This is a genomic window from Photobacterium phosphoreum, assembly GCF_002954725.1.
Taxonomy (GTDB): Bacteria; Pseudomonadota; Gammaproteobacteria; order Enterobacterales; family Vibrionaceae; genus Photobacterium; species Photobacterium phosphoreum.
Window position 1 is genome coordinate 83,130 of sequence record NZ_MSCQ01000001.1, and the last position, 21,410, is coordinate 104,539.

Here is a 21,410-nt window from a genome sequence, read left to right on the forward strand (position 1 = left end):
CAGTATAAATCTAATGTATAGCCGTAGATGAACAATGCGGATATAGTATCGCTACAACTACAACCTTTCGGTTTTACCGAGTATTTATATCTATACAAACGATTTTTCAGATGATCAGGATGACGTTTACACTAAATTTAATTGAGATGACCAAGTATGTTGCTAACCTTAATAGGCAGAGCAACTTGGATCGCGTGGATAATATAGTTAAAGGAGTGACGGTCAATGACCGATGCTATTCGTAAGTTTCTTAAATTAGAATCAGCTGGCGGTATTATTCTTATTATCGCTGCATTAATTGCAATGGTTATTGCTAACTCACCGTTAGCGTCTGTATATACTGACACTTTGCATAGCTATATTGCAGGATTATCAGTAGCACATTGGATCAATGATGGCTTAATGGCTATTTTCTTTTTCTTAATTGGATTAGAAGTTAAGCGTGAATTGATTGAAGGTGCACTTAATACTAAAGAAAAAGCTATTTTCCCTGCCATTGCTGCTGTCGGCGGCATGATTGCGCCAGCATTGATTTATACCGCATTTAACTACGGCGATCCGATGGCTGTTAAAGGCTGGGCAATTCCAGCGGCAACTGATATTGCTTTTGCACTTGGTGTGATGGCATTACTCGGTAATCGCGTACCGGTGAGTTTAAAAGTTTTCTTATTAGCACTGGCTATTATTGATGACTTAGGTGTGATTGTTATTATCGCTTTATTCTATAGTTCTGATATATCGACTATCGCGCTAACTGTGGCATTTGCCGCGACAGCGACACTGGTTTTTATGAACTTAAAGAACATCACCAGTATTCCATTATACTTAATTGTCGGTGCTATTTTATGGTTCAGTGTGCTGCAATCAGGTGTTCACGCAACGTTGGCGGGTGTGGTATTAGGCTTCGCTGTGCCATTAGCCGGTAAAGATGGCCGTTCTGATACGCATTCACCACTGAAAACGATTGAGCATGCATTACATCCTTATGTGGCTTTCTTCATCTTGCCATTATTTGCGTTTGCTAATGCAGGTATATCACTAACAGGTGTGTCTTTAGCGAGTTTATCGTCAATGCTACCTATTGGTATTGCCGCGGGATTATTTATTGGTAAGCCTGTCGGCATATTTACTGCATGTTTCATTGCCGTTAAAACCGGCTTAGCAAAATTACCGGATGGGATTAACTTCAAACATATTTTTGCAGTATCTGTCCTTTGTGGTATCGGCTTTACGATGTCGATTTTCATCTCATCACTGGCATTTGTTGGTGCAGATGAGAGCTTTGCGACTTATTCACGACTTGGAATATTATTAGGTTCAACGGTTGCAGCTATTGTTGGTTACATAATGTTGAGTAAAACACTACCTAAATCAGAGGTGTAATATGAAAACGTTGTTAGTTGTTATTGCGTGTTTATTTTCACTACCGAGTGTCGCTGCTAATTATCAGCAGTGTATTGATGGCGATCGTTCTAAGTTATGCCAAGCATACTTACAAGGGATCAATGATGCCAAAGCGACAGCAGTAAAAACATCTACTGTGGTACCTGAAAGCTCATTTCGTCAACGTGCGTTAGAACAACGTGGTGGCGAGCGGGTACGCAATTTAGAACGACTGCAACGTTAATTGTAACGTAAAGACGATCTTGGTTTGATTTTACTATAATTTATGGTGTCAAACATTGAACAGCCCAGTGGCACAGCGTAAGCTTTGTCGCTGGGTTTTTTTATTTAAAATAGCGGCAATGTCTCACTTAAATTATAACCATCTTTATTATTTTTGGATGGTCTGCAAACAAGGCTCAGTAACGAAAGCTGCTGATGCATTATTTCTAACGCCTCAAACGGTAACCGGCCAAATTCGGTCATTAGAAGATCGACTCAAAGGCAAGTTAACTAAACGTGTTGGCCGTAATATTGAACCAACAGAGCTTGGGCAATTAGTATTTAAATATGCCGATAAGATGTTTGATTTAAGTTATCAAATGCTCGATCGTATTAATTATACTCAACGTGAAAACCAATTATTTGAAGTTGGTGTTGCCGATGCTTTGTCAAAACGCTTAGTGAGTCAGGTGTTGTTAGAAGGGATTCCGGATGATCATCGAATCCAATTAAGCTGTTTTGAATCGACCCACGAAATGTTGTTAGAGCAGTTATCACAACATAAATTAGATATGATCTTATCTGATTGCCCGGTAAGTTCGACCCAAAATCCGGGGTTATACAGTAAAAAGCTCGGCGAATCTGCGATGAGTTTTTTTTGTACCGATGATTTATCTGATGCAGATTTCCCCGCATGTATTGAAGATTATAAGCTGTTAGTCCCTAGTCGACGTTCTGCAATGGGGCGTAAATTGTATCAATGGTTTGATCAGCAGGGCATCACGCCGAATATTTTAGGTGAGTTTGATGATGCAGCATTAATGAAGGCGTTTGCTTGTTATCATAAATCGATGTTTATCGCACCGTCGATCTATGCTGATGAGTTAACGAGTAATAGTCGTGTTTTTGAAGTGAAACGAGTGACAGATATCTGTGATGAGTATTTTGTTATTTTTGCGGAGCGAATGATCATGCACCCGGCAGTAAAACGTATTTGTGCTGCTGATTTTAGTACTTTGTTTTAAGCTTTCTATTTTATTAACGCCTTAATATCATAAGGCGCTAATCATCGTTTTTGCTATGACAGATCGATTACTTCGGTTCATTTATAGCGTGATCTGTTATTTGTTGCTCTTTTTCTTTGCCTTCTTTTGCTGAGACTGAAATGCCTGCGGTTAAGTTATAACGCATTGCATCTTCAAACGACCAATCAACCATAGTTAAGTCTTCGCGTTTCACCAGCGTTGTAATACCTGCTATTTGATAGCTGAGGGGAAAGAGCACTGGAACCCAATCACCGTCGGGTAATGCGTTTGTCAGCGGCTCAGGGGTGTCGTTAGACATAATAAAGCCGACGACATAGGTATTGTTGGCTTGATGCACCAGCACTGTTTGCTGACTTTTATTTTTATTGTCGCTGCTCATTAGTGAAGCAATGTCATTAATACTGCTATAAACCGTTTTAAAAAACGGGAAGCGCATTAATTGGCGAATCACAAAATCATATAGCCATGCGATAGGGCTGACAGAGAAAAGTAGTCCAGCAATGAACAATAAGGTCAAAATGAGTAAAAAACCAGCACCTTTGAAGAGTTCAGTAATATGAACAAGGCCAAATAAAAAACTGCCTACTTCATCTAATGACTCAAAAAGTGACCAGAATAACCAAATACTTAATACTAGCGGCAGAACGTTGAACAAGCCGCGTAATAGCGTTTTTTTCATTTTATGCTCGAAGATGTGAAATAAATTCAACTATAAAGTTAGCAATTGTTTACAATTTAAATGCTGGTTTTATAGACGATGGCTAATGAAGAGACATAAAAAAACCGACCCTAAGGTCGGTTTTTTTTAATCTAGACTCATTAATTAAAATTAAAGAGCTTTGATTTTCGCTGTTAAACGAGCTTTGTGACGTGCAGCTTTGTTCTTATGGATCAGGCCTTTAGTAGCCATGCGATCCATAACAGGTTGCATTTCAGCGAAAGCTAGTGTTGCAGCTTCTTTATTACCAGCTTCAATAGCGATAATTACTTTCTTGAAGAAAGTGCGCATCATAGAACGACGGCTAGCGTTATGCTGACGACGTTTTTCTGAAGTTAGTGCACGTTTCTTAGCAGATTTGATATTTGCCAAGGGTGTAACTCCCAAATCTTGGTATGGTGACAATTTAAGGCCGAGGACTATGCCCTTAATCTTAATCATTGTCAAATGATTCGTGCAAATAACCGCCATACCAATCTAGTTGGCACTTGCGGATTAACACGGTTAATATGGCGACAGATTTTAGCAGTATTTCGATTCAGAAGTCACCTTTCTGAACATCTTTTTATGAGGTTTTTTTGTGAGTAAGCGTCTTTTACGCTCTGGAATGATAGTTAGCGCCATGACTTTGGTGTCTCGCGTGCTCGGTTTAGTCCGAGATGTGGTGGTGGCGAACCTTATGGGAGCAGGGGCTGCGGCCGATGTTTTTTTCTTTGCCAACAAAATTCCCAACTTTTTACGTCGCCTTTTTGCAGAAGGGGCTTTTTCGCAAGCCTTTGTACCAGTTTTAACTGAATACCATGCTGCAGGTGATGTTGATCGGACTCGATTGTTAATTGCGCGAGCTGCAGGAACGTTAGGCGGCATAGTCACCATCGTGACATTACTTGGGGTATTAGGCTCGGGTGTTGTCACTGCATTGTTTGGTTTTGGCTGGTTTTGGGATTGGATGCATAACATTTCGCCTGGCGCTGAAAAATTTGAATTAGCCAGTTTGTTATTGAAAATCACTTTTCCTTATTTGTGGTTTGTGACCTTTGTGGCGTTATCTGGCGCAATCTTAAATACATTGGGTAAGTTTGCGATTTCATCGTTTACACCGGTGTTTCTTAATATTGCGATTATTGGGTGTGCGGTGTTTGTTGCTCCTCACTTAGCCAAGCCAGAAATCGGTTTAGCGCTCGGGGTATTTATCGGTGGATTGGTGCAATTTTGTTTTCAACTGCCATTTTTATATCGAGAAGGCTATTTAGTCCGTCCACAATGGGGCTGGAATGACCCTGGCGTGACGAAGATACGTAAACTGATGCTACCGGCACTGTTTGGCGTTTCAGTGACTCAAATTAACTTATTGCTCGATACATTGATTGCCAGTTTTTTGATGACGGGTTCAATCAGTTGGTTATATTATTCAGATCGCCTATTAGAATTCCCATTAGGATTGTTTGGTATTGCGATTGCGACGGTGATCTTGCCCGCTTTAGCACGTAAGCATGTTGATAAATCGCCTGAGCAATTTTCGCATACCATGGATTGGGGGGTGCGAATGGTGCTGATCTTAGGTATCCCTGCGATGCTTGGTATGATCATCTTAGCCAAACCAATGTTAATGGTGATGTTCATGCGCGGTGAATTTGATCTGTATGATGTTAACCAAACCGCGATGTCATTGTGGGTAGTGTCAGCTGGCTTACTTAACTATATGTTGATTAAAGTCTTTGCACCGGGATATTACGCTCGTCAAGATACCAAAACACCTGTGAAAATTGGTATTATTGCCATGGTTAGTAATATGGTGTTTAACGGTATATTTGCCCCGTTCTATGGCTATGTCGGTTTATCAATTGCAAGCGTGTTATCTGCTTTTCTAAACGCAGCATTGCTATATCGAGGTTTGCACAAAGGTAATATTTACCGAGTCAGTCGTCAGACATTATTGTTTGTATTGCGTTTGGCTATTGCCGGTGTGGTGATGGTGAGTGGGTTATTATGGTTCAGCCCTACCACAGAGCAGTGGTTAGCATTTCATTTACTGGAACGGATACTGTGGCTCGTTGGGTTGATTTTAGGCGGTAGTAGTCTTTATCTACTGTGTGCGATTATTTTAGGCGTTCGCCCGCGTCATCTGCGTGCTGAGAGCTGATTGCAACTGCCGATTAGTATATAATTCACCAGTTTTACGCAGAAAAGATATTTTCAGCAGTTAAAAGTGGTGGATTACTTATCCAGTTATTAATTTTTTGGCTGTTATTGGTCATCATATAAACAAGTAACCTGATTGTAGGATGAACGAATAGCCTTATGAGTACTGACATCGTTAAATCAGCTATGGAATTAATTCGAGGTATACCTAATATTAAGCCGCACCATCATGGTTGCGTGCTGACAATCGGTAATTTTGACGGTGTGCATCTTGGTCATCAAACGTTACTCAAACAGGTGATAGCTAAAGCGCATTCAATAGGGTTAGCTGCCACAGTGATGACGTTTGAACCGCAACCGCAGGAACTTTTTGCAGGCGATAAAGCCCCTGCAAGATTAACCCGGTTTCGTGAAAAATATGTCGAATTAAAAAAAGTCGGCATTGATCGATTATTGTGTGTTAATTTTAATCATCATTTTGCGTCCATGACTGCTGAATATTTCGTCGAATGCTTGTTGGTAAAGCAATTGGGTGTTAAATTTCTGGTAATTGGTGATGACTTTCGTTTTGGTCAAGATCGACGTGGTGATTTTGCGATGCTGGTGGCTGCTGGCAAGAAATATGGATTTGAAGTAATCAGTACGGCAAGTTTTTGTGTTTCTAAGCAGCGAGTAAGCAGTACTGCAATTCGTCAGGCTTTAGCCAATGATGAATTAGAACAAGTAGAACAAATGCTTGGTCGATCGTACAGTCTTCGTGGTCGTGTCTCACACGGCAGAAAATTAGGCCGTACCATCGGCTTTCCTACAGCGAATATTCCATTAAAGCGGCGTGTTTCACCCGTTGCTGGGGTATATGCAGTAGAAGTTTTAGGCATTACGGCTACACCTATTGCTGGTGTGGCTAATGTTGGTCACCGACCTACAGTAAAAGGTGTACGACAACAACTTGAAGTACACCTATTTGATTATCAAGCGGATCTTTATGGTCGCCAGCTTGAAGTCGTGTTACGCCATAAGTTGCGTGACGAAAAAAAATTTGAATCATTCGATGCGCTTAAATGTCAAATCGAACGAGATGCTCAAGCAGCACGGGTGTGGCTGTCTGAGCGTAATAATGTCCAACTTCGCCCAAGTAACGGAATCTAGAATCCATGAGTGACTATAAAGATACCCTGAACCTGCCTGAAACAGGGTTTCCGATGCGAGGCAACCTAGCTCAACGTGAGCCAGCAATGCTTAAGCGTTGGTATGATGAAGATCTTTACGGTGAAATTCGTAAAGCTAAGAAAGGTAAAAAATCTTTCGTATTACACGATGGCCCTCCTTACGCTAACGGTGATATTCACATCGGTCACGCGTTAAACAAGATTCTTAAAGATATTATTATTAAATCAAAGACGCTTTCTGGCTTTGATTCACCGTACATCCCTGGTTGGGACTGTCACGGTCTACCGATTGAATTAATGGTAGAAAAGAAATTTGGTAAGCCGGGTCAGAAATTAACTGCAGCTGAATTCCGCGAAAAATGTCGCACATACGCAGCTGGCCAAGTTGAAGGTCAAAAAGAAAGTTTCATTCGTCTAGGTGTACTAGGTGAGTGGGACAAGCCATACCGTACAATGGATTTTGGCACTGAAGCGAACATCATTCGTGCGCTAGGTAAAATTGCCGACAAAGATCACCTACTGAAAGGTTTTAAACCTGTTCACTGGTGTACTGATTGTGGTTCTGCATTGGCTGAAGCTGAAGTTGAATACCAAGATAAAGTATCGCTATCTATCGATGTTAAATTTAAAGCGGTAGATGAAGCAGCAGTATTAGCGAAGTTTGGCTGTGTTGCAGATCAAGGCGAAGGCGATGTGTCGATTGTTATCTGGACAACCACACCGTGGACAATGCCAGCTAACCGCGCAGTCGCTGTTAGTGCTGATCTTGAATACGCATTGGTACAAACACCTGTCACTGACGCACATTCTCAACCACAACGTTTAATCGTCGCGGCAGAGCTTGTGAAAGAAGTAATGGCACGTGTTGGCTTTGAAGAATCAGAAATTCTTGGTTTCTGTAAAGGTGAAGAATTAGAGCTAATGCACTTTAATCACCCATTCTACAGTTTTGATGTACCAGTAGTACTTGCTGATCACGTCACTACTGAATCAGGTACGGGTTGTGTACACACTGCACCAGGCCACGGTCAAGAAGACTTCGTGGTCGGTCAAAAATACAACCTTGAAATTGCTAACCCTGTTGGTAGCAATGGTGTTTACTTACCTGATACTGAGCTTTTTGCCGGTCAACACGTATTTAAAGCTAACGAAGTAGTTGTCGATGTATTACGTGAACATGGTTCATTGTTACATTTCTCTAAAATTACTCACAGCTACCCACATTGCTGGCGTCACAAGACACCTATCATCTTCCGTGCAACGCCACAGTGGTTTATCTCTATGGATAAAGCCGGTCTGCGTGCTAAAGCATTAGAAGAAATCAAGAACGTACAATGGATGCCAGAATGGGGCCAAAGCCGCATTGAAGGAATGGTTGAAGGCCGTCCTGAATGGTGTATCTCTCGTCAACGTACTTGGGGTGTGCCAATTGCACTGTTTATCCATAAAGAAACCCAAGAGCTTCACCCACAAACATTAGAGCTAATTGAAAAAGTAGCTCAATTGGTTGAACAAAAGGGTATTCAAGCGTGGTGGGATCTTGAACTGACTGACGTAATGAGCGCAGAAGATGCAGCTAATTACGAGAAAGTACTGGATACATTAGATGTATGGTTTGACTCTGGTGTAACCCACTTCTCAGTAGTTGATAGCCGTCCTGAGTTTAATGGCCATTCAGCCGATCTTTACCTTGAAGGTTCAGATCAACACCGTGGTTGGTTCCAATCATCATTGATTTCATCGGTAGCGATGAAAGACAAAGCCCCGTATAAGCAAGTGTTAACACACGGCTTCGTGGTTGACGGTCAAGGCCGTAAAATGTCGAAATCAGTGGGCAACGTGGTAGCACCAAAAGATGTAACCAACAAGCTTGGCGCTGATATTCTACGTCTATGGGTTGCATCAACCGATTACACTGGCGAAGTTGCGGTTTCTGACGAGATCCTAAAGCGTTCTGCAGATGCTTACCGTCGTATTCGTAACACTGCGCGTTTCTTCCTTGCGAACCTAAATGGCTTCAACCCTGAAACTGATTGTGTGCCTGTTGAAGAAATGGTCGCGCTAGATCGTTGGGCTGTAGGTCGTGCAATGGCAGCTCAAGAAGAGATTGTTAAAGCATACGAAGACTATAACTTACACACAGTAACCCAGCGTTTAATGCAGTTCTGTTCAGTTGAAATGGGTTCATTCTACTTAGACGTTATTAAAGACCGTCAATACACAGCAAAACGTGGTGGTCATGCACAACGTAGCTGTCAAACGGCGCTTTACTACATCGTAGAAGCACTTGTACGTTGGATGGCTCCTATTATGTCATTCACCGCCGATGAAATCTGGAACGAAATGCCAGGTAAGCGTGATCAATTCGTGTTTACGGGTGAGTGGTTCGATGGTTTATTTGGTCTTGCTGAAGACGAAGCGCTGAATAACGATTTCTGGGCTGAGATTCAACAAGTTCGTGGTGCCGTGAACAAGTTACTTGAAACAGCACGTAGCGAAAAAGTCATTGGCGGTTCACTACAAGCTGAGATCACGCTTACAGCGAATGCAGAGCTTGCAGCGAAATTGAATAAGCTAGAAGACGAATTACGTTTTGTATTGCTAACATCAAAAGCACACGTTGTTGTTGCTGATAGCAAGCCTGAAGGCGCACAAGAAACAGATATCGAAGGATTATTTGTGACTGTAAATGCTTCTGAAGCGGCGAAATGTGAGCGTTGTTGGCACCATGTTGCTGATGTAGGCACGATTGCTGGACACGAAGAAGTGTGTGGTCGTTGTGTAACTAACATCGATGGCGACGGCGAAGAGCGTAAATTTGCCTAATGACTAATTCAGCACCTCAGCAAGCGTTGACGCTTAAACAATCGGGTATTCGCTGGTTATGGCTAGCGATTGTGGTATTTATTATCGACAATGGCTCTAAGCTATTGGTGATGGACACGATGGGCTATGGCTGGCCAAACCGGATTGAGATCACTCCGTTCTTTAATTTACTCTATGTGCACAATACTGGCGCTGCATTTAGTTTTTTAAGTAGTGCAGGTGGTTGGCAACGATGGTTGTTTGCAGCGATTGCGTTTGGTGTTTGTGGCTTATTGACAATGTGGATGCGCCGCACCCCCGTAACCAATAAAATGGCAAATATTGCCTATGCATTGATTATTGGTGGCGCGCTAGGTAATTTATTTGATCGCCTATACCACGGTTTTGTGGTCGACTTTCTTGATTTTTATTACGGTAATTATCATTGGCCTGCATTTAATATTGCCGATTCAGCCATTTGTTTAGGTGCTGCATTGTTGATTCTTGATGGTTTTAGAGCAGAGAAAGCAGCTAAAGCGCACTAAGTATTAATAAGTTATTAAAATAAAACGCTGCCTGTATTTACAGGTGGCGTTTTTTTTTGGTTATGATTGAGTGCTATTTATGTTTGACCATGACAAGACCAAAGTCGTCAAAATGTCGCTTATACTGGGTTACTGTGAATGGTGTGCATGATTGAGGAAGAATGAGCGAATGGCAACAATAGAACGAACCCCTAAATTTGAGCAACGTTCAGGCCTGCGCTGGCTGTGGGTAGCGATGATTATTTTCATGATCGATTATCTGAGTAAAATGCTAGTGATGGGCACCATGGCGGCTAATGGATCAACGCCGATTGCCGTGTTGCCTTTTATGAATTTGTATTATGTCCATAATACTGGCGCAGCTTTTAGCTTTTTAAGTACTGAAGGTGGCTGGCAACGCTGGTTGTTTGCGCTTATTGCTATCGTTGTTTGTGGCTTTTTAAGCTACCAAATGCGACAAGCATCAATCATTAAAACGACACATAATATTGGTTGTGCGTTGATCATTGGTGGCGCGCTAGGTAATCTTTTTGATCGTATTCACTATGGATTTGTGATTGATTTTTTAGATTTTTATTATAAAACGCATCACTTTGCTATTTTTAATGTAGCTGATGTTGCGATTTTTTGTGGCGTATTATTATATCTACTAAGTAGTAGGAAAAAGCTAACCACGGCATAAAATACCATGTGGTAGCGATCAAGTTTAAATAAACCCCTAGTGTTCATACGTTGATACCCGCGGCTCTTTGTTGTTAAATAGTGGTAATCAATAATAGGGAATAATATATGTCGGTGATCAAGGATAACAGTGAAGTGCTAATGCATTTTGCGATTAAATTAGCTGATGGGTCTGTGGCTGAATCGACGTTTGCTAATGCTAAGCCTGTGATATTTCGAATGGGTGATGGCAGCCTAACGGCTAACTTTGAAAAATGTTTATTAGGTTTAGCAGCGGGACAAAAGAAACAATTCGATTTAGCCCCTGAAGATGCCTTTGGTCCTTCAAACCCGAATAATATTCATTATGTCGAACGGAGTAAGTTTAGTGCTGATACACCCGCAGAAGTTGGGCGTATTATTGCTTTTACTGGGCCTGATGGACATGATATTCCCGGTATAATTACACAAGTCGTGGGTGATTCAGTGACCGTTGATTTTAATCACCCATTAGCAGGTAAGACCGTCACCTTTGAGGTTGAAGTTGTCTCCATTGAACGTTAAGAGTCATTAATTGATGAAAATATTACTCGCAAATCCACGTGGTTTTTGTGCTGGTGTTGATCGTGCGATTAGCATTGTTGAGCGCGCATTAGAAATGTATCAGCCTCCTATTTATGTGCGTCATGAAGTGGTACATAACCGCTTTGTTGTTGAAGGCCTTAAACAGCGCGGTGCTATTTTTGTCGAAGAATTAAGTGAAGTGCCTGACGATAATATCGTGATCTTTTCGGCTCATGGTGTATCGCAAGCCGTTAGGAATGAAGCTAAAGCACGTCAGTTAACGGTATTTGATGCCACCTGTCCATTAGTGACTAAAGTTCATATGGAAGTTGCACGTGCTAGCCGTAAAGCGATGGAAGTGGTGTTAATTGGCCATGCGGGTCATCCCGAAGTTGAAGGCACCATGGGGCAATATGCAAACCATGATGGCGGTATGTATTTGGTTGAGAAGCCAGAAGATGTCGATGCATTAGTAGTAAAAGATCCATCAAACTTACACTTTGTTAGTCAAACTACGTTATCAGTAGATGAAACCGCGGATGTCATCGATCGTTTACGCCATGTATTCCCTGAGATTCAGGGGCCACGTAAAGATGATATTTGTTATGCAACCCAAAATCGCCAAGATGCAGTACGTGAAATGGCAGCAACGGTTGATGTAATGATTGTGGTTGGTTCGAAGAATTCATCAAACTCTAATCGATTGAGTGAGCTGGCGGTTAAATTAGGAACTCCTAGTTATCTAACTGATAGCGCTGAAGATATTGATCCGCAATGGCTGGAAGGTAGAGCAGTAGTGGGTGTAACCGCTGGTGCATCAGCGCCTGAAGCGTTAGTGAATCAAATTATTACTCGCATTAAGCAACTTACTAATGCTTCTGATGTTGAAGAGTTATCAGGCCGTGAAGAAAACATGTTCTTTGAAGTGCCACGAGAATTACAAGTAAAGAATATCTAATGCTGTTTTGTTAGTGATTCAATAGCCTCAGTGAAAACTGGGGCTTTTTTTATGATAGTCAACAAGCTACAGTGGTTCGATATTATTATGAAAAGTGTAGGAGATGCTAATGGTCAGAATTGCGATAGCCGGTGCAGCCGGGCGAATGGGTCGTCAGTTAATTAAAGCTACTGCATTATCAAGTGCGACGACATTAACGGTTGCTACTGAACGTGTCGGCTCTAGTTTAGTCGGTGCTGATGCGGGCGAGTTAGCGGGTATTGGTTTAGCGAATGTAGTGATTATCGATGATCTTAGCCAAGCGGTTGATGACTTTGATGTGTTAATTGATTTTACTGCGCCAGTTGTGACGCTAGCGAACCTTGAATTATGCCTACAACATCATAAAAAAATCGTTATTGGCACAACCGGATTTACCGAACAGCAACGTCAATTGATTGATGCTGCCGCGGAGCAGATAGCTGTCATTATGGCTCCTAATTACAGTGTTGGTGTCAATCTCGTGTTTAAATTGCTAGAGAAAGCCGCCAAAGTGATGGGTGACTACTGTGATGTTGAGATCATTGAAGCTCACCACCGCCATAAAGTTGATGCGCCATCTGGTACTGCGATCGGTATGGGAGAGGCGATTGCGGCAGCTATGGGTAACAAGCTCAGTGATGTTGCGGTGTATTCGCGTGAAGGTATAACAGGCGAACGTCGCCGTGATGAGATTGGTTTTGCAACCATTCGAGCTGGCGATATTGTGGGTGAGCATACCGCAATGTTTGCTGATATTGGTGAGCGAGTTGAAATTACTCATAAAGCCACTGATCGAATGACATTTGCCAACGGTGCAGTACGTGCAGCGGCATGGTTAAATAATAAAGGTGTTGGTTTTTACACTATGACTGATGTATTAGATCTCGATCGCTTATAGATCCCGCTCGACAATCAGTAAAACCTGTCTTTAATATGGCAGGTTTTTTTTATGTCTAGAATATGATATTAACATCGGTTTTTATGCAAAATAATGATTATATTGCGCATAATATAACACTATTAATAAGAGATAAGTTAATAATAACAAAACAACGCCAAACTACCTGTTTTGTTGTTATTTTTAGGTGGTTGGTGAGTTTTTCTTGGTATTATTGCTATTTATATATCAAAAGTGTGGTTATTTTATCGTTTGCTTATGATTTTAATTTCAGTTAACAGAAATGCAACTAAGGCAATCGATTACATTTTAGCTAACGGTATTCAATAGTCCTAAACATGTAACAAAAGTTATGATTTGCAGTGTTTGAGTCGAAAGTGAGGCTTGGATCGTGATTTTTAAAATTTAATATAGGTTAAATGTTGACATAATGCTAACTGATCCATAGAATTTGCGGAATTTGTCAAAAATCAGTAGTTAAAGGTTTTTGGCGTTAAATGGAATGGGTAGTTGCAAGTTTATCTGTTTTAATTGCATTTTTATTTTTTGGAGGTTGTCTTGAGCAAATCTGCGCTGTTAGTCCTTGAAGATGGGACAGTGTTCCGCGGCGTGTCCATTGGGGCAGATGGTTCGGCTGTTGGTGAAGTTGTTTTTAATACCTCGATGACGGGGTACCAGGAAATTCTCACTGACCCCTCTTACTCGAAACAGATCGTTACTCTTACTTATCCTCATATTGGCAACACTGGTATTAATACCGAAGATGAAGAATCAACCGCAATTCATGCCCAAGGCTTAGTAATTCGTGATCTTCCTCTTCTCGCTTCCAACTTCCGCAGTGAACAAACCCTTTCTGATTACCTTAAATCGCAAAATATCGTTGGTATCGCTGATATTGATACGCGCAAGCTAACCCGTATTTTACGTGAAAAAGGTGCTCAAAACGGTTGTATCGTCGCAGGTAATAACCTTGATGAAGCGGCAGCATTAGCTCAAGCTCAAGCATTTCCTGGCCTTAAAGGTATGGATTTAGCAAAAGAAGTGACGACGGCTGAAACATATAGCTGGAAGCAAGGTTCATGGACATTAACTGGCGGCTTACCAGCAGCTAAAGATGACAGTGAGTTACCGTATCATGTAGTCGCTTATGACTTTGGTGCTAAACGTAATATCCTGCGTATGCTGGTTGATCGTGGTTGCCGTTTAACGGTTGTTCCTGCCCAAACAACAGCAGAAGAAGTGTTAGCCTTAAATCCTAATGGTATTTTCTTATCAAATGGTCCTGGCGACCCTGCGCCTTGTACTTACGCGATTGAAGCGACTAAAGTTTTTCTAGACAAAAATTTACCGATTTTTGGTATCTGTCTTGGGCACCAAATTCTGGCATTAGCTAGCGGTGCTCAAACGGTGAAGATGAAATTTGGTCACCACGGTGCTAACCACCCAGTAAAAGATCTTGAGCGTGATGTGGTAATGATCACCAGCCAGAACCACGGTTTTGCGGCTGATGAAGCAACATTACCTGATAACCTACGCGCAACGCATAAATCCCTGTTTGATGGCTCTCTACAAGGTATCCATCGTACCGACAAGCCAGCATTTAGTTTCCAAGGCCACCCAGAAGCGAGCCCTGGTCCACATGATGCAGCACCACTATTTGATCATTTCATCGAATTAATCAAGAAACACAGCGCTTAAGCCGGGAGTAGTAAAAATGCCAAAACGTACTGACATTAAAAGTGTATTAATCTTAGGTGCAGGTCCGATTGTTATCGGTCAAGCGTGTGAGTTCGACTACTCAGGCGCACAAGCATGTAAAGCGCTGCGTGAAGAGGGTTACCGCGTTATTCTGGTAAACTCTAATCCAGCAACGATCATGACCGACCCTGAAATGGCGGATGCAACATATATAGAGCCTATTCACTGGGAAGTGGTACGCAAGATCATTGAAAAAGAACGTCCTGATGCAGTATTGCCAACGATGGGTGGCCAAACTGCGCTTAACTGCGCGTTAGATCTTGAAAAGTATGGCGTATTAAAAGAATTTAATGTCGAAATGATTGGTGCAACAGCTGACGCAATTGATAAGGCTGAAAACCGCTCTCGTTTTGATAAAGCAATGAAGTCTATCGGCCTTGAGTGTCCTCGTGCTGATACTGCAACCACCATGGAAGAAGCCTATAAAGTGCTCGATATGGTAGGTTTCCCTTGTATTATTCGTCCTTCATTTACGATGGGTGGTACGGGTGGCGGTATTGCATATAATAAAGAAGAATTTGAAGAAATCTGTTCTCGCGGTCTAGATTTATCGCCAACGAGCGAATTGTTGATTGATGAATCATTGATTGGCTGGAAAGAATACGAGATGGAAGTGGTTCGTGATAAAAACGACAACTGTATCATCGTGTGTGCGATTGAAAACTTTGACCCAATGGGTATTCATACTGGTGACTCAATCACGGTTGCGCCAGCGCAAACATTAACTGATAAAGAATACCAGCTAATGCGTAATGCATCGCTAGCTGTATTACGTGAGATTGGTGTTGAAACCGGTGGTTCAAACGTTCAGTTTGGTATCAATCCTGAAGATGGCCGTATGGTTATCATCGAGATGAACCCACGTGTTTCTCGTTCATCAGCATTAGCATCTAAAGCGACAGGTTTCCCGATTGCTAAAATTGCGGCAAAACTGGCGATTGGTTTCACCCTTGATGAGTTAATGAATGACATCACAGGTGGCGCGACACCTGCGTCATTTGAACCGACGATTGATTATGTTGTTACGAAGATCCCACGTTTTAACTTTGAAAAGTTTGTGGGTGCCAATGACCGTCTTACCACCCAGATGAAGTCAGTGGGTGAAGTGATGGCGATTGGCCGTAATCAACAAGAGTCATTACATAAAGCATTGCGTGGCCTAGAAGTTGGTGCTAATGGTTTTGACGAGATGGTTGATCTTGACGAACCTGATGCAATGAGCAAAATTCGTTATGAATTAAAAGCGGCTGGTGCTGAGCGTATTTGGTACATCGCTGATGCGTTCCGTGCAGGTATGTCTGTTGATGGTATCTTTAACTTAACCAATATTGACCGCTGGTTCTTGGTTCAAATTGAAGATATCGTGAAAGATGAAGCGCGCGTTAAAGCGGCTGGTTTTGCAGGTTTAAATGAACAATCGTTACGAAGCCTAAAGCGTAAAGGTTTTGCTGATGCCCGTTTAGCTAAATTGCTTGGTGTTGCTGAAAGCGAAATTCGTAAACTGCGTGACCAATTCAATATTCATCCAGTGTACAAGCGTGTTGATACCTGTGCGGCTGAGTTCTCATCAGATACGGCTTATATGTACTCATCATACGATGAAGAATGTGAGGCAAATCCAACCACCAAAGAAAAAATCATGATTCTAGGTGGCGGTCCTAACCGTATTGGTCAAGGTATTGAATTCGATTACTGTTGTGTACATGCATCACTTGCGTTACGTGAAGACGGTTACGAAACCATCATGGTTAACTGTAACCCAGAGACAGTATCGACTGATTACGATACTTCTGACCGCTTATACTTTGAGCCAGTAACCTTAGAAGATGTATTAGCGATTGCTCGCGTTGAAAAGCCAAAAGGCGTTATCGTTCAATACGGTGGTCAAACACCATTGAAATTAGCCCGTGCTTTGGAAGCTGCTGGTGTACCTATTATTGGTACCAGCCCTGATGCCATTGACCGCGCTGAAGATCGTGAACGTTTTCAACAAGCTGTTGACCGTTTAGATTTATTACAGCCTGAAAATGCAACAGTAACAACGATGGAACAGGCGATTGAAAAGTCAAAAATCATCGGTTTCCCATTAGTTGTGCGTCCATCGTATGTACTTGGCGGTCGCGCGATGGAAATCGTATACGATGAGCAAGACTTACGTCGTTACTTTAACGAAGCGGTGAGTGTTTCCAACGAATCACCAGTATTGCTTGACCGTTTCCTTGATGATGCGATTGAAGTCGATGTTGATGCGATTTGTGACGGCGAACAAGTGGTTATTTGTGGCATCATGGAGCACATTGAGCAAGCGGGTGTTCACTCTGGTGACTCTGCATGTTCATTACCTGCTTATACGCTAAGCAAAGAAATTCAGAATGTAATGCGTGAGCAAGTGAAGAGTCTTGCTTTTGAATTGGGCGTGCGTGGTTTGATGAATACCCAGTTCGCAGTCAAAGATAACGAAGTTTACTTAATTGAAGTTAACCCTCGTGCCGCGCGTACAGTGCCATTTGTTTCTAAAGCGACAGGCGTACCGGTTGCGAAAATAGCCGCTCGCGTGATGGCGGGTCAATCTCTTGATTCACAAGGTTTTACTAAAGAAATCATTCCACCCTATTACTCAGTAAAAGAAGTGGTATTGCCGTTTAATAAATTCCCAGGTGTTGATCCATTGTTAGGCCCAGAAATGCGCTCAACAGGTGAAGTAATGGGTATTGGTAATTCGTTTGCAGAAGCGTTTGCTAAAGCTGAATTAGGCTGTGGTAAAGAGTATCCATCATCAGGTCGTGCATTACTTTCTGTACGTGAAGGTGATAAGAAACGTGTAGTTGATTTAGCCTCTAAGTTAATTAAACTGGGTTATCAACTCGATGCGACTCATGGAACGGCTGTTGTTTTGGGTGAAGCCGGTATTAACCCTCGCTTGGTCAATAAAGTTCAAGAAGGTCGTCCTCATATTCTTGACCGTATTAAGAATAATGAATACACCTACATTGTGAACACGGCAGAAGGTCGTCAAGCGATTGAGGATTCTAAAGTACTACGTCGTAGTGCATTGGCTGAAAAAGTGAATTACACCACTACCTTAAACGCAGGTTTTGCGACTTGTTTGGCACACACTGCTGACGATCGTAATACCGTAACATCGATTCAAGAGTGGCATGCAATGATTAAGTAATCGTATTTCGATACGATTGTAATTGTAGTTGTAATAAAAAGCCGATCATGAAAATGATCGGCTTTTTTTATGGGGGTATTAAACGACTACCGCGTTAATTTCAATCAGTAATTATTATACAGCGAAGTATAGTACTGTTTTTCAAATTGATTGATGGGGGGTAACGGACTGTCTTTTAATTCAGCAGCAGTAGGGTAGTAGTTGGTCACTAACTGCACAAACAATAATGGTTGACCTGATTTGGTTTTAATAATACCTGCAAGGTTATAAGTACCAAATAATGAGCCTGTTTTAGCAATAATATTATCTTTTAATGGCGCATTTCGAACACTTTTACGGTATTGAAGAGTGCCACTTTTACCTGCTACGGGTAAATCGGTAATCAAGCCTAGTTTAGGATGATGATAAATGTAAGTAAGCACTTCCATTAAATCATGCGTATTTAGGCGGTTATTTCGTGAAAGACCTGATCCATCAACCATGATGGTATTCGATAAATCGATATTGGCTTTTTGTTTTAGAATTGCCTTAATAGCAGCAACACCATTGGTATAACTACCCGCTTGATTAAAGTATTTAGCGCCGATGGTTTTAGCAAGGTTATCGGCAAATAAATTATCTGAGCGTTTAAGCATGATATACAGCAGCGTCGTTAATGGTGCCGACTGATGGGTTGCAACAATCTTACCGCTGATGGTGTCATTGCGTAAAATTTTACCGTCTAAACGGATCCCTGCTTGTTTTAATTCGCGCTTAATAATGGCCGTTGTATATAGCGTGGTATTTTGAACCGCAAATCGTAGTGCGAGTGGATCTTTTTTCGGTTGAATACAGCCTGTGATGTGGTAGCTATTATTATCATTGGCTTGCAGTGATAGCTCACAATATTGATCTTTCTGCTGCGTTTTTGTGACTACGATTGCGTCATTGGTTGCAGTGACTGGTTGGTGACTAGGAATATGCAGCCGTGTTTTAGCACCAAAGGCCATGTTTGAATATAGCGCCCCTTCAAAACAGTTATGTTCCAAAGTAATGCTACTTGAGGGGGCACTGTAGCATTGTGTCAGCATATCCCACGGTGAACCAACTGCATGTTCAAACCCTGTAAAATGACCACCATTAAGATAAAGGTTACCTTTAATGGTCGTAACGCCTTGTTGCTTGAGTTGACGTAATAGGTTAGCAATATCACTGCTTTGTAAGGTTGGATCACCACGAAAATTCAAAATGACATTATTACCTTGGGTCTCAAGGTTGGTGCTGAAACGGAAGTCATTACCTAAATATAATTTAGCCGCGAGTGCTGTCAGTAATTTTTGTGTGCTTGCAGGGGCTTGAAGATGACTCGCTTGGTGCTGGTAGATCACCTTGTTGGTCGCAGGGTTAACAACTAATAGTGAGGCGTCACTGCCTGTTGGTAATTGCTTGAGGGCTTGCTGAGGCGCAAACGCTGCGAATGATGGCATGCTTGTGAGTAGCAAGGCAGAACAAATAAGTCGTTTAAGCATCGTGGGGTATAGTTATATAAAGGAAATGAGCAGCAATGATAGCTTTTTTAAGGTGCTGAGTAAAAATGTACCGCTTGAGTGTTCAGTTGCGATTAAATAACAAAAAGCGCCGACCAAGGCCGACGCTTTTTTGGTACGCTTTTAATCGCAGGGATTAGAAGTCGTAACGAGCACCAAGAACAACTTGGTCAGATGCTGCAACTTTACCTACTTTGTTCTTATCAAGCATGTTGTATGTGTAAGAAGCGTAAGTGCGGAAGTTGCTGTTGAAGTAGTAAGTACCATCAACAGATACAGCGTTTGCTAACTCATCGTAAGCACCGCTAGTGTTGCGCTCATCTTTCATGAAGCCGTAAGTAGTAGTAAATACTGCTTTGCCCATGGTGTATGCGGCTGCAAATTCGTAACCTTGAGAGTCAGTTAGGTCGCCATTTACTAAGTTATTTGCATCATGATGACCGTACTTGTATAGACCACCGAAGTATAGGTCGCCAACAGTGTACGATGCTACTACGAAAGTTTGCTTAGACGCTTGACTTGTTGTTGCGTTTTTAGCTTTATCTGCAGCACTTGCACTGTTAGAGAATGGGATGTTGTTAAATTCTTTTTGTGCTTTTTGTTGAGCATAACCCACACCTAGCGCAAGACCTGTATCACCTACCGCATATTTAGCCGCAGTTGAGAAACCATTTGCATTTGTCTTTTGGCCAGTTTGAGCATCGTAAGATGCACCATCAAATACGTAGTTTGCTTTGAAGGTTAGGTTGTTGAATGTACCAGAATAAGCTAGGTTATTTGAAGTACGATCAGAAACGGCTAATTTTGAACCACCAACAACAGAACCTGCGTATGCCATGATATCAGTGAAATCAGTGATCATACCTAGAGAGCCGTCAGCTTTACCGTAAACGATTTGGCCGTACTTATCGCTGTTTACACCCGCGTAGATGTAACGGTTTTCATCGTTAGCATTGTCAGATTTGAATTCACGCTCAAAGTAACCAATACCTTGTACACCATCAGCGATTTGTGTTTTCGCATCAATGTTTACACGTACACGAGAGATGTCTGTTACATCGTTGCTTGTGTGTTGACCTACTAGTGCTTTTTCATATGCTGCTTGATTATTAAAAGAAGTTGCTAACTCTTGTTTACCATTTTCAGAAGAAAGTGCGCGAGCTTCTACACGGCCGCCGATAGCTAGGCTAGAAGTGTCGTCTGAATAAACTGTTGCTGCTGATGCTGCGCCAGAGAAAGTCGCTGCTGCTACTGCTAGAGCAATTAGGTTCTTGTTCATTACCGAATCCTTTATATGATTTTTTTATAGGTTGCATTTCAATGCCAAATGCTATGGCGTTCTTTTTACTTGTGTCATTGGTAATATGTTAGTAAAAAAAACTGAAAAATAGTTTAACTTGGCCTGTTTTAGGTTTTTTATGGCATTTATTTCTATTTTTATCAGTGTGTTATTTAAATAACTAAAAGTTCTAATTATTTTTTGTATTTTAGTTATATTTAGAAGATATTATTTTTTTTATGCTTTAAATGGTGGTTTTTATTTTGAATAGTGTGATTTGGCGCGCTTTTTATACTGATGAAGAGTAATCATTTAAATATTGATTGCGATAACAATCACGGTAGTAAGTAAGCGCTAACATAAGGTGAAATTAACCTAATATCGCGATGAAGAGTGAAAAATGGTTTTTTTTTGCTCGCGAGATAACAAAAGAATTTGCTGATAAATAACAGTTAAATGCGGATTATCATTTATCAATGATGATCTCTTGCTCATCTTTGTTTAAAATAAACCAAATCATTTTTATTCTGTCAGGCTAGCT

17 protein-coding genes are annotated in these 21,410 nt (G+C 41.5%); 13 read left to right on the top strand and 4 right to left on the bottom strand.

Annotated features, from left to right (window positions below; translation table 11 throughout):
- Positions 1–225: 225 nt before the first annotated feature.
- The 3 genes from nhaA (at position 226) to nhaR (ending at position 2,630) form a co-directional block, all read left to right on the top strand.
- Entirely contained in the window at positions 226–1,383 is a 1,158-nt protein-coding gene (nhaA, locus tag BTO21_RS00300; protein WP_045027529.1) for a Na+/H+ antiporter NhaA, read from the top strand.
- 1 nt (position 1,384) lies between these two features.
- On the top strand, positions 1,385–1,627 hold the full coding sequence (locus BTO21_RS00305) for a hypothetical protein (RefSeq protein WP_045027531.1): 243 nt from the start codon (positions 1,385–1,387) through the stop codon (positions 1,625–1,627).
- Positions 1,628–1,745: 118 nt separating this feature from the next.
- On the top strand, positions 1,746–2,630 hold the full coding sequence (gene nhaR, locus BTO21_RS00310; RefSeq protein ID WP_045027639.1) for a transcriptional activator NhaR: 885 nt from the start codon (positions 1,746–1,748) through the stop codon (positions 2,628–2,630).
- 67 nt (positions 2,631–2,697) lie between these two features.
- On the opposite strand, the gene BTO21_RS00315 is transcribed toward nhaR, so the two are convergent.
- Positions 2,698–3,330, bottom strand: coding sequence for a DUF502 domain-containing protein (locus BTO21_RS00315; protein WP_045027533.1), 633 nt, complete (start codon positions 3,328–3,330; stop codon positions 2,698–2,700).
- A 150-nt stretch (positions 3,331–3,480) separates the two neighbouring features.
- Entirely contained in the window at positions 3,481–3,741 is a 261-nt protein-coding gene (gene rpsT / locus BTO21_RS00320) for a 30S ribosomal protein S20 (protein ID WP_045027535.1), read from the bottom strand.
- A 208-nt stretch (positions 3,742–3,949) separates the two neighbouring features.
- Here rpsT and murJ point away from each other — a divergent pair, with 208 nt between their 5' ends.
- The 10 genes from murJ to carB all read left to right on the top strand — a co-directional run bounded on the left by murJ (position 3,950) and on the right by carB (position 18,064).
- On the top strand, positions 3,950–5,512 hold the full coding sequence (gene murJ / locus BTO21_RS00325) for a murein biosynthesis integral membrane protein MurJ (protein ID WP_045027536.1): 1,563 nt from the start codon (positions 3,950–3,952) through the stop codon (positions 5,510–5,512).
- 185 nt (positions 5,513–5,697) lie between these two features.
- Positions 5,698–6,660, top strand: coding sequence for a bifunctional riboflavin kinase/FAD synthetase (gene ribF / locus BTO21_RS00330; RefSeq protein ID WP_065193980.1), 963 nt, complete (start codon positions 5,698–5,700; stop codon positions 6,658–6,660).
- Between the two features lie 5 nt (positions 6,661–6,665).
- Positions 6,666–9,506, top strand: a complete 2,841-nt coding sequence (gene ileS / locus BTO21_RS00335) for an isoleucine--tRNA ligase (RefSeq protein WP_045027538.1) — start codon at positions 6,666–6,668, stop codon at positions 9,504–9,506.
- Positions 9,506–10,030 (top strand): signal peptidase II, encoded by a 525-nt coding sequence (gene lspA / locus BTO21_RS00340; protein WP_045027540.1) that lies wholly within the window; start codon positions 9,506–9,508, stop codon positions 10,028–10,030. The genes ileS and lspA (BTO21_RS00340) overlap by 1 nt, the downstream gene beginning before the upstream one ends.
- Before the next feature lie 169 nt (positions 10,031–10,199).
- Positions 10,200–10,712 (top strand): signal peptidase II, encoded by a 513-nt coding sequence (gene lspA / locus BTO21_RS00345; protein ID WP_045027541.1) that lies wholly within the window; start codon positions 10,200–10,202, stop codon positions 10,710–10,712.
- A 107-nt stretch (positions 10,713–10,819) separates the two neighbouring features.
- The gene (fkpB, locus tag BTO21_RS00350) at positions 10,820–11,254 is read left to right on the top strand and encodes an FKBP-type peptidyl-prolyl cis-trans isomerase (protein WP_045027543.1); all 435 of its coding nucleotides are present in this window, start codon (positions 10,820–10,822) and stop codon (positions 11,252–11,254) included.
- A 13-nt stretch (positions 11,255–11,267) separates the two neighbouring features.
- Positions 11,268–12,212, top strand: a complete 945-nt coding sequence (ispH, locus tag BTO21_RS00355; protein ID WP_045027544.1) for a 4-hydroxy-3-methylbut-2-enyl diphosphate reductase — start codon at positions 11,268–11,270, stop codon at positions 12,210–12,212.
- Between the two features lie 109 nt (positions 12,213–12,321).
- The gene (gene dapB / locus BTO21_RS00360; protein WP_045027546.1) at positions 12,322–13,131 is read left to right on the top strand and encodes a 4-hydroxy-tetrahydrodipicolinate reductase; all 810 of its coding nucleotides are present in this window, start codon (positions 12,322–12,324) and stop codon (positions 13,129–13,131) included.
- A gap of 558 nt (positions 13,132–13,689) precedes the next feature.
- Positions 13,690–14,829, top strand: a complete 1,140-nt coding sequence (carA, locus tag BTO21_RS00365) for a glutamine-hydrolyzing carbamoyl-phosphate synthase small subunit (RefSeq protein ID WP_045027547.1) — start codon at positions 13,690–13,692, stop codon at positions 14,827–14,829.
- Between the two features lie 16 nt (positions 14,830–14,845).
- Positions 14,846–18,064 carry a carbamoyl-phosphate synthase large subunit gene (gene carB, locus BTO21_RS00370; protein WP_045027549.1) on the top strand — a complete coding sequence of 1,073 codons (3,219 nt, stop codon included), beginning with the start codon at positions 14,846–14,848 and terminating at the stop codon, positions 18,062–18,064.
- A 104-nt stretch (positions 18,065–18,168) separates the two neighbouring features.
- On the opposite strand, the gene dacB is transcribed toward carB, so the two are convergent.
- The gene (gene dacB, locus BTO21_RS00375; protein ID WP_045027551.1) at positions 18,169–19,572 is read right to left on the bottom strand and encodes a serine-type D-Ala-D-Ala carboxypeptidase; all 1,404 of its coding nucleotides are present in this window, start codon (positions 19,570–19,572) and stop codon (positions 18,169–18,171) included.
- Between the two features lie 154 nt (positions 19,573–19,726).
- Positions 19,727–20,869 carry a porin gene (locus BTO21_RS00380; RefSeq protein ID WP_045027552.1) on the bottom strand — a complete coding sequence of 381 codons (1,143 nt, stop codon included), beginning with the start codon at positions 20,867–20,869 and terminating at the stop codon, positions 19,727–19,729.
- Positions 20,870–21,410 lie beyond the last annotated feature (541 nt).

Bases quoted from the DNA above. Each gene is read 5' to 3' on its own strand.
- nhaA (WP_045027529.1), top strand. From the start codon at position 226: ATGACCGATGCTATTCGTAAGTTTCTTAAATTAGAATCAGCTGGCGGT.
- BTO21_RS00305 (WP_045027531.1), top strand. From the start codon at position 1,385: ATGAAAACGTTGTTAGTTGTTATTGCGTGTTTATTTTCACTACCGAGT.
- nhaR (WP_045027639.1), top strand. From the start codon at position 1,746: ATGTCTCACTTAAATTATAACCATCTTTATTATTTTTGGATGGTCTGC.
- BTO21_RS00315 (WP_045027533.1), bottom strand. From the start codon at position 3,330: ATGAAAAAAACGCTATTACGCGGCTTGTTCAACGTTCTGCCGCTAGTA.
- ribF (WP_065193980.1), top strand. From the start codon at position 5,698: ATGGAATTAATTCGAGGTATACCTAATATTAAGCCGCACCATCATGGT.
- ileS (WP_045027538.1), top strand. From the start codon at position 6,666: ATGAGTGACTATAAAGATACCCTGAACCTGCCTGAAACAGGGTTTCCG.
- lspA (WP_045027540.1), top strand. From the start codon at position 9,506: ATGACTAATTCAGCACCTCAGCAAGCGTTGACGCTTAAACAATCGGGT.
- lspA (WP_045027541.1), top strand. From the start codon at position 10,200: ATGGCAACAATAGAACGAACCCCTAAATTTGAGCAACGTTCAGGCCTG.
- fkpB (WP_045027543.1), top strand. From the start codon at position 10,820: ATGTCGGTGATCAAGGATAACAGTGAAGTGCTAATGCATTTTGCGATT.
- ispH (WP_045027544.1), top strand. From the start codon at position 11,268: ATGAAAATATTACTCGCAAATCCACGTGGTTTTTGTGCTGGTGTTGAT.
- dapB (WP_045027546.1), top strand. From the start codon at position 12,322: ATGGTCAGAATTGCGATAGCCGGTGCAGCCGGGCGAATGGGTCGTCAG.
- carB (WP_045027549.1), top strand. From the start codon at position 14,846: ATGCCAAAACGTACTGACATTAAAAGTGTATTAATCTTAGGTGCAGGT.
- dacB (WP_045027551.1), bottom strand. From the start codon at position 19,572: ATGCTTAAACGACTTATTTGTTCTGCCTTGCTACTCACAAGCATGCCA.
- BTO21_RS00380 (WP_045027552.1), bottom strand. From the start codon at position 20,869: ATGAACAAGAACCTAATTGCTCTAGCAGTAGCAGCAGCGACTTTCTCT.